Below are 12,166 nucleotides of genomic sequence, written 5' to 3' on the forward strand. Positions count from 1 at the left end.
GAAATTACCTCAACCGAATTACCCGGGATCAGGATATTTGCTTTGGCAAACCCGTTATCAGGAATTTGCGCTATCCTGTTGATATGCTGCTCAGCCTGATGGCATCAGGAATGAGCAAAGAGGAAATACTTGAAGACTACGAGGACCTGCAGTATGAAGACCTGTTGGCTTGTCTGCAATATGCAGCCAAAATTTCACAGTCCAGAATCGCTCAAAAAATTGTGCTTTGAAGTTTCTTGTTGATGCTCAGCTTCCCAGGAAATCTGCTCTGCTGTCAAATAAGTAGCTTTTCTTTTTTTTGGGTGGAACTCCGTGAGCATCACGGTCTTTCGTGGCATTTCAAGCCCCCCAAGCCTGCGGATAAGCCCGTGCTTTTTTTTCCCCGGTGCCCCCCCCAAATCGAAGCACCTGATTTTCAAAGATTTGCCACAAAATGTAAAGGCATTCGCAGCGGTGTTTCACACGGGCATTTGTTTTTGTATATATAGGAACCATCATTCATCAAAAAACCGACGCCCGGCATGAAGTTTTTCCTATTCGTTTTTATTTCCTTTTTTGTTGTTCAAACAAGCAGTTTTGCGCAGCCAAGCCCCGGCTCCGATCATGTGGATGTAACGCTGATTGCCGAGCACACAGACCTCAGCGCCGGTGAGTCAACCACCCTCGGCTTTCATTTCGATATCGAGCAGGGCTGGCACACCTACTGGCGCAACCCGGGCGACTCCGGGCTTGCCGCGCGGATTTCTTGGCAGCTGCCCGAAGGTTTCAGCACCGGCGAAATCCACTGGCCCTACCCCGGCACCTTCGAAGAAGGTCACCTGATCACCTACGGCTATAAAGATGAAACCCTGCTGATGCAGCCGCTCTTTGTTTCGGCTGATGTGGTTCCGGGCAGCTACACCCTCGAAGCCCGGCTCGAATATCTGGTTTGCGAAGCCATCTGCCTGCCGGCTTTTGAGCAGCACAGCATCAGCCTCGAAGTAACGGCTTCAGGACAAAGCCCGTCGGCTGATGCGCAGATCTTTGCCCGGTTTCGGGACAAACTGCCCGCAGAGCAGCACGACCTCCAACCAGCCTTCACAACCGATAACGGCCACATCATCCTCCGCCTCGAAGGCGCACTCGCCCGAAACTTCAGCCCGGATACCGACACCCTGCGGTTTTACCCCATAGCCGATGATCTCGTAGATAACACCGCGCCGCAGCAGGTCGAAACCGCCGATGATGCCCTTTGGATGCAGCTGCGCCTCTCCCGCTATGCACACACGGCGCCCCGGAGCATAAAAGGCCTTTTGGTACACGGCACGGAAAACGGGAAACAGGCGTTTCACGTAGAATCTCACCACCCATAAATCAATCATAAACAAATCCCTAACCTTATGAAAAAATTAGCTTACATCATAGCGATCCTGCTCTTTACAGGGCTGTTCAGCGAACTTTTTGCCGGTACCGGCGAAAACCCGCAATCTCCGCCGATTGGCGAAGCCGCCCCTGAGTTCACCCTTGTAAATCAGAACGGTGAAGAAGTAAGCCTGTCTGATTTCCGCGGCAGCTTTGTGGTGCTCGAGTGGCTGAACCATGACTGTCCGTTTGTTCGCAAGTTTTATAACGCCGGTGAGATGCAGCGCCTGCAGCGCCATTATGCCGAAGAGGGCGTAGTTTGGCTTTCCATCATTTCTTCCCGCGAAGGCGAACAAGGGCACCTCACACAGGAACAGGCACGGCAGGCCATGGCAACCCATAACTCTGCACAGCACGCCATCCTGATTGATGAGCCCGGTATCGTAGGCCGTGCCTACAATGCGCGCACAACCCCGCACATGTTCGTGATCGACCCCGACGGCATTCTGCTGTACGACGGCGCCATCGACAGCGTGCCAAGTGCCAACCCCGATACCATCGCCGAAGCCGACAACTTCCTCGTAGCCGCCCTCGATGCTGCCATGGCCGGCGAGCCGGTTGCCATCCCGACTACACGGCCGTACGGGTGCTCTGTGAAGTACTAAGCACTTTTTTGTACACTTTTTGCCTAAACCTTCGGAAATTATAAATTCCCGAAGGTTTTTTTTTGCTTCTCATTTATGATTGCTTCTGCATCACCGTTTCAGCTTGCTTACATTATATCAACCCGAACTTTATTCAAGTAAATATCCGCCTATGAAAGAATCAAACCGGATAGAACTAAAACGCACCCTTACAGATTCACTCGAAAAAGAAGTTGTTGCTTTTCTAAACTACCGTGAAGGGGGAATTATCTACATTGGCATCAATGATGACGGCAGCATTGCAGGAATAGACAACCCTGACGCCATGCAGCTTACTATTAAAGACCGTCTGAAAAGCAATATTCAGCCTGTAAGCCTGGGTTTATTTGATATCATTCAGGAAGAAAGAGACGGTAAATGGGTCTTAAAAATTATTGTTGCCAGTGGTCCGGAGAAGCCATATTACCTTAAAAAATCAGGTATGTCAGAAAAAGGGTGCTTCATACGCATCGGCTCTGCTTCGGAGCCGATGCCCTCCCGAATGATCGAAAACCTTTTTGCAAGCCGCATCAGAAACTCAATCGGACAGATTGAGTCAAACCGGCAGTCGCTTAAATTTGAACAGCTTCGAATTTACTATGAGGAATCCGGCAAAAAGCTAAACGCTAAGTTTGCTGGAAATCTGGGCCTTTTAACAAAAGATGGCCGTTACAATTATGCAGGCTTTTTGTTATCAGATAGTAACAGCCTCTCCGTTAAGGTAGCCAAGTACATGGGTACAAGCCGTACTCACCTTCTTGAAAACAATGAATACGGATATTGCTGCCTCATAAAAGCAACCAAGCAGGTTCTGGACAAAATCGAACTCGAAAACGCTACCCGAAGCCGGATTACCTCAACAACGAGAATTGATACCAGGCTTTGGAATCCGGTTGCAATACGTGAAGCCGTTATCAATGCAATAGTTCACAACGACTACACCCGGGAAATTCCGCCAAAGTTCGAAATATTCGACGACCGCATTGAAATCACTTCTGCCGGCAGCCTTCCTGAAGCCCTAAACCAGAATGAATTTTTTGAAGGATTTTCTATCCCCCGTAATCAGGAAATCATGCGGATTTTTAAAGACCTGGAACTTGTCGAGCACCTCGGCTCAGGGATTCCGCGTATCCTTGAAAAGTATTCAAAAAAATGCTTCAGGTTCACTGAAAATTTTCTAAGAATGACCTTCCCAAATGCCTGGCTTCTCGGTGAAGAAGAGGACACAATTGTTGGTGTTGAAAGTACTATCGAGCGGGTTGCCCCTCATGTCTCCCCCCAAGTAACCCCCCAAGCTACCCCCCAGGTTAAAGCTTTAATTATGGTACTGGATGGAGAGAAAACCAGATCTGAAATACAAAAGCAATTGCGGCTCAGCGACCGGAAAAGCTTTAGAACTTTATATATTAATGAGGCTCTGAAGCACCGATTCATCGAAATGAGCATTCCAGACAAGCCACAAAGCCCATTACAAAAGTACAAACTCACCGAAATAGGCAAGGCCTTTCGGGAACAATTAAGATATTCGAATGGGATATTCCTAACCGAAGCCCCCCCCCAAGCTACCCCTCAAGCTACCCCCCATGTTAATGCCCTTATTCTGGTACTGCAAGGAGAGAAAACGAGAGCTGAGCTACAGGAGCTGCTAAAGCTCACTGATAAGAAAAACTTCAGGACATCCTACCTAAATGAAGCCTTGAGGCTGGGTCTTATCGAATTAGTTATGCCCGATAAGCCACAAAGCTCTTCTCAAAGGTACCGTCTGACTAAAAAAGGGAAGCTATTTCAGCAGGGATTGCGTGAGCTTGAAGCGCGTGACAACGATTAAATACTCAGATTACGCGTGTCACAAATGCGTCTTTCAATTTCGCTATAGTTTTTGCCTGGAAATGCTATTTTGTTTCATTATTGCATTTTCACTGATCACCCGGTAAAAACTGACGGGCTTGCCGCTCCTCCTAAAACCACCTGAACTACGCTCTTATGTCACATCAATCCCATAAGCTTTTTTTGTTTTTTGTTTTGCTTCTGCTGTTTTTTCCTTTGGGTATATCAGGGGTCGGGCTGTCAACCAATACTTCCGATGAAGGCGTTTCGTCTCAGGCTGAACGTTCAGCAGAGCTGTTCCTGAGTTTTTCCGAGGAAAGCCTACCAGCAATTGCCTCAAAAGCAGCCGGCAGGCGGGCTGTGCTGCTGGGCGAATCCACACACGGCACCTCCGAATACTACCGGCTCCGGGCAGCCCTCAGCAAAATTCTGATTGAAGAGCACGGCTACAATTTCATCGCCGTTGAAGGCGACTGGGATGCCGCCTGGCAGGTTAACAAATACATCAAACAGCTGCCCGGTGCCCCGGCCTCCGCGCGGGAAGCCCTCGGGCATTTCACCCGCTGGCCGTTTTGGTTGTGGAACAACGTGGAAACGCTTGAGCTGGTTGAGTGGCTGCGCGCCCGGAACGACGCCCTCCCGGAAGGCGCCCAAAAGGTTGGCTTTTACGGGATAGATGTGTACGGCTGGCCGGAATCGGTGCGCTTCCTGCGGGAGCAGTCCGACCGCTTTGAAGGGGAGCTGCGCACCTCGATGCGGGTCGCAACACAGTGCATCAACCGGTTCCGGGGCGACAGCCGCGCCTATCTGCAAACGGTGGCCAATACCGGCGAACACTGCGGGCGTGACATCCTGGAACTTGTGCAACAACTCGAAAACACGGCGCGCCCGGATGACTTCAGCGAAGATGCCTGGCTCAACCTGATGCAGCACGCGCAGGTTTTTCGTCAGGCCGATCTTCACCTGCGCGGGATGCTGTTCCGGGGGCCTCAGTCGTGGAACGAGCGGGCAGCCAACTTTAAGCAGACCTTCGCCCGGCTGCTCGATTTTTACGGGGAGGAAGCACGCGGCATCGGCTGGGCGCACAACACCCACATCGGCGACGCCCGCGCAACGGATATGGGCAGCGCGGGGATGCACAACATCGGTCAGCTCACGCGCACCGCTTTCGGCGATGAGGAGGTGTTCGCACTCGGATTCGGTACCTTTTCAGGCAGCGTGAACGTGGGTTTCGAGTGGGAGGGCCCGATGCAGGTGGTCGAAATGCCCGATGCACAGCCCGGCAGCCTCGAAGCCGGACTCTACAGCCTGGGCATGGGCGCGCTCTGGTTCCCGACGCGTACGGATGCTGCCCGGGATATTTTCAGCAGTACGGTACCACACCGGGCGGTTGGCGTGGTGTACAACCCGGAAAACGATGCCGTCCAGAATTACGTGAATACCGACCTCCCCCGCCGCTACGACGCCTTCCTCTTCCTGCCTTATACTCAGGCGCTCACGCCCCTGCGGTGACCGGACGTTCAACCAATCCGCAACAGAGAGGAGGGTTAGGCATCTCTAAGGAGCGATTTCAAAAATCCGTCTCTACCATCCGGAAATGCAGCTATCCGAAAACGAGCTGAAAGCCTTCACCCTTACAACAAATTCCACCACGCACAAGCCGGCGACTGCATCGCTGAAATCGAAAGCAAGCTCGGGCAGCTGCCCAAAGCGCTTGCCGCAGACATCAGCGCATAGCTCGAAAAGCTGCGCGGGCTTATTCAGAAAGCTGTTTTTTAACGATGGATGTGTCCCCTGCCCGACCCGATTCCGATACCTGAAGTCCGTTCAGGCGAAAAGAAATTCTCGGGGATAGAAGCCCTCACGAAAGCTTCAGCGATTTACGCCATGCTTTTCCCCGAACGCCCGCATTGCCGCACAGGCGCGCTCGAGTACCGGGTATTCTTTGGCGTAGCAGAAGCGGAGGTGGAAGCGGCCGCGCCCGGGGTCGGAGAAAAACGACCGGCCCGGCACCGTGCCGATGCCGGTCTGCTTAATCAGCGTATGGCAGGCAGCCTCATCATTTTCGAAACCGGGGATGCCCGCGCGGTGCAGGGGCTCGAAGCTTGCGAAAACGTAGTAGGCGCCCTGCGGGGCTTCAAAGCTGAAACCGGCCGCGCGAAGCGCATCACAGAAAAGGCTGCGCTTGCGGTCGTAGTCGGCGGCGAGCTGCGTGAAGTAGCTTTCGGGTAAATCAAAGGCTTTGGCAAGGCCGTGCTGTAGGGGCGTTGGCGGACAGATGTAAATCAGGTCGTTGATGAGGCCCATTTTTTCGATGATGTGCGCCGGCGCAACCGCACTGCCGAGGCGCCAGCCCGTCATGTTGTAGGTTTTGGAAAAGCTCGACATGGTGATGGTGCGCTCCCAGCCGCCCGGCAGCGAAGCCAGCGAAAGATGCCGGTTGCCGTCGTAGGTCATGTACTCGTACACCTCGTCGGTGAAGGCCCACAGGTCGTGTTCCTGCAGCACCGCAAGCAGCTGCATCAGCTCGCCCTCCTGCCACACCTTCCCGTTCGGATTTCCGGGATTGGTGACCAGCACGGCTTTGGTCCGCGGCGTGATGGCCGCGCGAAGCGAATCGAAATCCGGCTCCCAGCTGCTGCCGCTGAGCGGCACAAAAACCGGTTTGAAGCCCAGCACCTTCAGCAGCTGCACATGGTAGCCGTAAAACGGCTCGAACTGAATCACTTCATCGCCCGGCTCAAGCAGGGCAAGGCAGGCCGCCACAAAGGCGCCGGTAGAGCCGTTGGTGATCATCACTTCTTCTTCGCTGCTGCACGGAATCTTGTTGAAGCGCTGAAATTTTTGCAGGGTGCGCTGCCGCAGTTCCGAAATGCCGCTGTGGTAGCTGTACACCGACTGATCGCCGGTGATGGCATCGATGGCGCCCTGCTTTACCGCATCCGGGGCGGGCAGGTCGCAGATACCCTGCCCCATATTGATGCCGCCATACTGGTTTACAAGCTGTGTTACGGCACGGATGCCGCTCTGGCGCAGGCCGTTCGTGCAGGAAGCGAGAGGTTTCATGGAGGGAGGGAATTCAGAAAATCGGAATTATTGTGAGCCCGCATCTTCATCGGCGCCATAAAGCAGCTCGATGAAATCGGCTTTGGAGACATCCCCGAAGAAGCGGCTTATTTCTGTTTCGGCGAGGGCTTCGGTGATGGCGGCCTTGTCGTAGCGGATGCCGGTGAGCAGCTCCTGCAGTTCGGCTACCGGATCTTTACCGAAAAAATCGCCGAAAATGGTGATTTCCTCGATGATGCCTTTTTCAACCTGCAGGCGCAGGTCAATTTCCCCGACCGGGAAGCGGCGCTCCCGCTGTATGTTGAATTTCGGGGAGCGGCCGTAGTTCCAGTCCCAGTTGCCGTACTTCTGGTCGCGCAGCTCATGCACGCCCTTCCACTCGGCTTCGGTAAGGCGGTAGGTTTCGAAATCATCCCGCTCATCAAACAGGCCTTTGAGCAGGCGCGCGCGAAATTCCGTGGTCGTGATCGGCTCCTTCAGAAACTCGCTGATGTTCGCCACCCGGCTGCGCACCGATTTGTGACCCTTCGACTGAATCTTGCTCATCTTCACGTTCAGGGCATTGGCGACCTCCCCCAGCTCCGTATCGAACAGCAGGGTGCCGTGGCTGAACATGCGTTTGGTGGTGGAGTACTGCGCGTTGCCCGAAATTTTGCGGCCTTCGGCAAGGATGTCGTTCCGGCCGCTGAGTTCGGCATCAACGCCCATCGCCCGCAGCACCTTAATCACCGGGCCGGTAAACTTGGCGAAGTTGTTCAGGCTCTTCATGTCGTAATCGGTGATGAAGCTGAAGTTCAGGTTCCCCAAATCGTGGTACACCGCACCGCCGCCGCTCATCCGCCGCACCACGTGAATACCGTTCTGCTCCACGTACTCGTGGTTTATCTCTTCCAGAGTGTTCTGATTCCGCCCGATTATGATGGAAGGCTCATTGATGTAAAACAGCAGAAAATCCTGGCCTTCCCGAAAATTTTTGAGGGCGTACTCTTCAAGTGCAAGGTTGATGCGGGGGTCGGTGATTCCTTCGTTCTCAATGAAAATCATGGTATTGTTTATATGGATTAGGGGGCTATGTGCAAATTTTTGATTCCAAATTAAGGCTATTGCAGCATCAATACCAATCAAAAGCCCGCAGGCAGAAAACCCTGCACAGCGTTTCCCTAAATGTGAAAAAACAAGTTCTTTTTCTTTCGCCGCATTCCGCCGCGTGCCCTGAAATCACCTTCTGTTCAATATCACATTCCAAAGACCGGTAAAATCCGGCAACTGAAACCTTCGGGAAAATCAAAAAAGCCGCCCGCTGCAACACATGCAGCTAAGCGGCTTTTCCAGTTTAGAACATTCCCAAAAAGGGAACTCAAAACATTAAACCCCGAATCTCAGGCCTTTCCTTTCAGCATCAGGTTCCAGTACATCCAGGGCAGGCCCCATTTTTTGAGCACGTACATGTCGTAGCGCTCCTCGCTCTGATCAAACGGGAACGTAGGATCAGGCTGATTCTGATAGTCGAACTCGGCCAGCACCATTTTGCCGTAGCCGGTAACCAGCGGACACGAGCTGTAGCCGTTATAGCTGTTGTTGAGGGCATCGGGCTCGGCTTCGGTGAGCATGGCCTCACGGATGCGCAGCAGGTTTTCGACTACTACGGGCGCCTGCTTGCGGATGGCCGATCCGGTTTTAGCGGTCGGCAGCGCGGCTGCATCGCCTACGGCGAACACATTGGCAAAACTGTTGTGCTGCAGAGTGTGATGGTCAACATCAATCCAGCCCTTCAGCGGACCCTCTGCCATGGCGAGCGGACTGTTCCGGATGAAGTCAGGCGCGCTCATCGGCGGAACCACATGGAACATGCTGAATTCCACTTCCTTCTTCGTAACCTTGCCGTCTTCGCCGGTAACATCGAACACTGCAATGCCCTCATCACCCTTCACCTCAACGAGATTATGCCCGAGGTGGAAATCGATGTTTTTCTCTTTAATCACCTTTTTGAGCGTTTTGGCAAAAACCTCCACGCCGAACACCACGGTACCGGGCGAGAAAAAGTGAATGTCCACATCCTGCCGCACACCTGCTCTTCTGAAGGCCTCATCGGCCAGGTACATGATTTTCTGAGGTGCGCCGCCGCACTTAATCGGCGTGTTGGGCTGCGAAAACAGCACCTTCCCCTTCTTGGTTGACTGAAGCACCTTCCAGGTGTAGGGCGCCATGTGGTAGTCGTAATTGCTGCACACGCCGTTTTTATTCAGGGCTTCGGGCAGGCCTTTCACGGCATCCCAGTTGATCTGAATGCCGGGTGCAAGCACCAGAAAGCGGTAGCTCACCACTTTTCCGCCGGCCGTTGTGAGGCGGTTTTTATCAGGCTCAAAACTTGCGACGCTGTCCTTCAGCCATTTCGCCCGTGGCGGAATGCAGTCGGCCATGGGCCGCTTGGTTTCCTTGTTTTCGAAAGTGCCGGCGCCCACGAGGGTCCAGGCCGGCTGATAGTAGTGCACATCAGAGGGCTCGATGATCACCACATCCAGCTCTTTGTCTTTGCGCAGCAGCTGTGCGGCAACCATAATGCCGCCGGTTCCGCCGCCTACTACTACAACTTCATGTTCGGTGTAGGTACTCATAATTGTTTATTTTTTAGGATGTTTAGAATCAAAATCGCGAACACGGTGGCAGTCGAGGTAATCCAGCTGACCGCCAATTTCGTGGGCAAGCAGCGAGGTAAGGCCCAGCGTTTTGCGCGTGTTTTTATCGGAAAGCATTTTGATGAGCTTAATCGGGCCTACTTCGGGCACATCATCTTTATCATACTCCATCGCACTCGTAATGCCGCGGATGATGACCTGCATTTTCGGCGACAGCAGGATGCGGTTCACCTCCGCCAGGATTGCGATGCCGCCCCGGGCCGTTTCCAGAATCGTGGCTTCCTCATCTTTCATAGATTTGGTGAGCAGTTCGAACAGCTCGTTGATGTTGCGGGCGGTTACGCTGTTGGGCTCTTTCAGCTCGGGGTTGTTGCGCACCACCTCATCCAGAATATTGAGCACCGCATCGAGGTTCTCAATTTTATCGACCAGATTGTTGAGGTTGTTGATCACGCGGTCGTCGGCAAATTTCTGACCCAGCATCAGGTATTGATGGATGGTCTTACCCAGGTCGCTCTCGCTGTTGAAAGATTCGAACAGCTCCGGCAGTTTGCGCTCCGCTTCACCCAGCGCGCTCGTGAGCGTTGCAATGGTATCGAGGTTTTCCACCACGGTTGTGATGTTGCGCATGGTGTCGGGGTCAGACAGCAGGCCGGTGAGCCGCGACAACTCGGAAAGCGTGCCGCCGAATTTGGCCTCATGCTGCATGGAGTCGATCAGCTCGGGGGCTTTTTCGGTGAGCATTTCAATGGCCGAAACCGCTGTTTCCAGCACTTCGGCTTTATCGATAATGCCACCCAGTGCGCGCATCACTTCAGGCTGGGAAAGCTTATCGAACAGCACGTTCATTTCGCGCAGGCGGGTCTGCATGCGCGACTCTTCCTGCATCGAATGTACGATTTCGGGCAATTTCGTGAGCACTTCTTCCGCGGCACTCAGCGCGGTCTCGACCGTGTCGATGCGGTCGAGCAGGCCAATCAGCGCCTTGGCGGTTTCCGGCTGCGCCAGCCGCTCCGCAAGCATCTTCTGATAATCCGGCTCAGCGGTCAGGGTTCCGTTTTCGGAATACATAAGGTTTCCTCCGGTGGGAGTGATTAAAAACTATATTACTTTATGATGATATGGTAGCGCTTTTGCAATTAAAATACAAACCTTCGTATTCGATTTTGCAGACCTGTTCATCAGGCCAGGTTCTGCGCAGAAGCCCGCCGAAAAGTCCCTTTTCTAAGGAAATATATTTTAGTGCCGGCCATTAATGTAACAGCGCATCCATCCCCCCCTGATCAAACCAAAACTCACCATGCGTACCCTTCGGAAATACCTGATCTATGCCATCCCTTTACTTGCTGTCGTTATGATTGGCAGCCTGCTGCTTTCACGCGTAATTCGCCCCGATGCGGGTCAGCTGCCGCTGGCAGAGCTTCACTACACCGAGGCGGCGGCGCACATCGGGCAGCGCGCGCAGGTTTGCGGGGAGGTTGCACAGGCCCGGCTCGCCGGTGAAATTGCCGGCAACCCCGTATTCCTCAATTTTGGTGCACCTCACCCAAACCAAAGCTTCACCGCCGTAATCTGGGAGCGCGATTACCATCGCTGGCCGCAGCCCCCGCAGCAGGAGTTCGGGCGGGGTTATGTTTGTGCTGTGGGCGAAATCAGCGAGCACCAGGGGCGGCCGCAAATAGTTGTGAGGCAGCAACAGCACCTTTTTTTCGGGCAGCGCTGAGGACGGCACAGGCATCGCCCTTGCCTGAATAAAAGCGCTCTGCCTAAGGCACAACCCAGTTTGCCTGCCAGCCATCGGCCGTTTTCACTGCTTTAAAACGAAGATGTTCCGGGCCCAGCTCAAGCACCGTGAGCGAAACCGGCCGGAATTCCAGCACGGTAAAATAATTTGTGGTTTCAAAATCGGTGCAGCTCCGGGCGGCTTCGGGCGCATCAACGGCGGTACCGGGCGGCAGTGAGGTCGTGTACGACTGCTGCGCGCGGCCCTTCACACGGGCACGGTATCCGGCAAGGCGGGCATCATCCTCCAGAATAATGCCGTTAGCCTGCATGCTAATCTGCACCTGCTTCCGCGGATCCCAAAACAGCAGCGATGCCCGCGGGTTTTGCCTGAGCGCTTCAACTTTAGGTGTGCGCGCATCCGTAAAAAAAATCAGATAACCCTCCGTACTCACCTCGCGAAGCACAAGTATCCGGCTGTGCGGCAATAAATTGGCATCAACAGTTGATAGCACCGGCTGCCGGAAAGGGGAGCGTACATCAGCCGCAGCACGCCGCAACCACCCAAAAATTTCATCCAAATTCTGATGTAAATCCTTTTTTGCATCAATCATATTAATCAGGGTTAAGTACAGATAGCTGTTTCAGCCAAACACCTGCCGGGGCTTCAATCGTTTGCTTAATATTTAAGTCTATGGGCACCATATCACTACAGATTCGGAAACACAGTACAATTGGCAAAACACTGTTAATCTGATATTTAGAACCACAAAAAAAGCGCTTTCAACAAAACATTGCTGCACATACACTTAGACCCAAACGGAAAGTTTTTTAAAGAAAAATAGACGTTTAGCCAAACGAAATGCATAAGGGTCATGTTATGCGCAATAC

Annotated in this window: 11 protein-coding genes; 6 read left to right on the forward strand and 5 right to left on the reverse strand. The window is 53.3% G+C overall.

Annotation, left to right across the window (positions count from 1 at the left end):
• From LAT75_RS13195 to LAT75_RS13215, 5 genes are all read left to right on the forward strand, one after another.
• Positions 1–230, forward strand: a 230-nt coding sequence (locus tag LAT75_RS13195; RefSeq protein WP_291483144.1) for a DUF433 domain-containing protein, incomplete at its 5' end; no start/stop codon positions are given.
• Between the two features lie 291 nt (positions 231–521).
• Positions 522–1,352, forward strand: coding sequence for a protein-disulfide reductase DsbD domain-containing protein (locus LAT75_RS13200; protein WP_291483145.1), 831 nt, complete (start codon positions 522–524; stop codon positions 1,350–1,352).
• Positions 1,353–1,379: 27 nt separating this feature from the next.
• Positions 1,380–2,006 (forward strand): redoxin domain-containing protein, encoded by a 627-nt coding sequence (locus LAT75_RS13205; RefSeq protein ID WP_291483146.1) that lies wholly within the window; start codon positions 1,380–1,382, stop codon positions 2,004–2,006.
• A 151-nt stretch (positions 2,007–2,157) separates the two neighbouring features.
• The gene (locus LAT75_RS13210) at positions 2,158–3,852 is read left to right on the forward strand and encodes a Fic family protein (protein ID WP_291483147.1); all 1,695 of its coding nucleotides are present in this window, start codon (positions 2,158–2,160) and stop codon (positions 3,850–3,852) included.
• 155 nt (positions 3,853–4,007) lie between these two features.
• Positions 4,008–5,363, forward strand: a complete 1,356-nt coding sequence (locus LAT75_RS13215) for an erythromycin esterase family protein (RefSeq protein WP_291483148.1) — start codon at positions 4,008–4,010, stop codon at positions 5,361–5,363.
• A 360-nt stretch (positions 5,364–5,723) separates the two neighbouring features.
• Here the strand turns inward: LAT75_RS13215 and LAT75_RS13220 are convergent, their stop codons facing one another.
• From LAT75_RS13220 to LAT75_RS13235, 4 genes are all read right to left on the reverse strand, one after another.
• Positions 5,724–6,917 (reverse strand): pyridoxal phosphate-dependent aminotransferase, encoded by a 1,194-nt coding sequence (locus LAT75_RS13220; RefSeq protein WP_291483149.1) that lies wholly within the window; start codon positions 6,915–6,917, stop codon positions 5,724–5,726.
• A gap of 27 nt (positions 6,918–6,944) precedes the next feature.
• Positions 6,945–7,961: a lipoate--protein ligase gene (locus LAT75_RS13225; RefSeq protein ID WP_291483150.1), complete on the reverse strand. Its 1,017-nt coding sequence runs from the start codon at positions 7,959–7,961 to the stop codon at positions 6,945–6,947.
• Between the two features lie 335 nt (positions 7,962–8,296).
• Positions 8,297–9,532, reverse strand: a complete 1,236-nt coding sequence (locus LAT75_RS13230) for an FAD/NAD(P)-binding oxidoreductase (protein WP_291483151.1) — start codon at positions 9,530–9,532, stop codon at positions 8,297–8,299.
• A 6-nt stretch (positions 9,533–9,538) separates the two neighbouring features.
• Positions 9,539–10,624 (reverse strand): hypothetical protein, encoded by a 1,086-nt coding sequence (locus tag LAT75_RS13235; RefSeq protein ID WP_291483152.1) that lies wholly within the window; start codon positions 10,622–10,624, stop codon positions 9,539–9,541.
• A 229-nt stretch (positions 10,625–10,853) separates the two neighbouring features.
• On the opposite strand from LAT75_RS13235, the gene LAT75_RS13240 reads away from it, so the two are divergent.
• Positions 10,854–11,276, forward strand: a complete 423-nt coding sequence (locus LAT75_RS13240; protein ID WP_291483153.1) for a hypothetical protein — start codon at positions 10,854–10,856, stop codon at positions 11,274–11,276.
• Between the two features lie 43 nt (positions 11,277–11,319).
• Here the strand turns inward: LAT75_RS13240 and LAT75_RS13245 are convergent, their stop codons facing one another.
• Positions 11,320–11,889, reverse strand: coding sequence for a pyridoxamine 5'-phosphate oxidase family protein (locus LAT75_RS13245; protein WP_291483154.1), 570 nt, complete (start codon positions 11,887–11,889; stop codon positions 11,320–11,322).
• Between the last annotated feature and the right edge of the window lie 277 nt (positions 11,890–12,166).

Source organism: Cyclonatronum sp. (genome assembly GCF_022565315.1).
Lineage (GTDB): Bacteria > Bacteroidota > Rhodothermia > Balneolales > Cyclonatronaceae > Cyclonatronum.

Coding starts and splice junctions, on each gene's coding strand:
- LAT75_RS13200 (WP_291483145.1), top strand. CDS start 522: ATGAAGTTTTTCCTATTCGTTTTTATTTCCTTTTTTGTTGTTCAAACA.
- LAT75_RS13205 (WP_291483146.1), top strand. CDS start 1,380: ATGAAAAAATTAGCTTACATCATAGCGATCCTGCTCTTTACAGGGCTG.
- LAT75_RS13210 (WP_291483147.1), top strand. CDS start 2,158: ATGAAAGAATCAAACCGGATAGAACTAAAACGCACCCTTACAGATTCA.
- LAT75_RS13215 (WP_291483148.1), top strand. CDS start 4,008: ATGTCACATCAATCCCATAAGCTTTTTTTGTTTTTTGTTTTGCTTCTG.
- LAT75_RS13220 (WP_291483149.1), bottom strand. CDS start 6,917: ATGAAACCTCTCGCTTCCTGCACGAACGGCCTGCGCCAGAGCGGCATC.
- LAT75_RS13225 (WP_291483150.1), bottom strand. CDS start 7,961: ATGATTTTCATTGAGAACGAAGGAATCACCGACCCCCGCATCAACCTT.
- LAT75_RS13230 (WP_291483151.1), bottom strand. CDS start 9,532: ATGAGTACCTACACCGAACATGAAGTTGTAGTAGTAGGCGGCGGAACC.
- LAT75_RS13235 (WP_291483152.1), bottom strand. CDS start 10,624: ATGTATTCCGAAAACGGAACCCTGACCGCTGAGCCGGATTATCAGAAG.
- LAT75_RS13240 (WP_291483153.1), top strand. CDS start 10,854: ATGCGTACCCTTCGGAAATACCTGATCTATGCCATCCCTTTACTTGCT.
- LAT75_RS13245 (WP_291483154.1), bottom strand. CDS start 11,889: ATGATTGATGCAAAAAAGGATTTACATCAGAATTTGGATGAAATTTTT.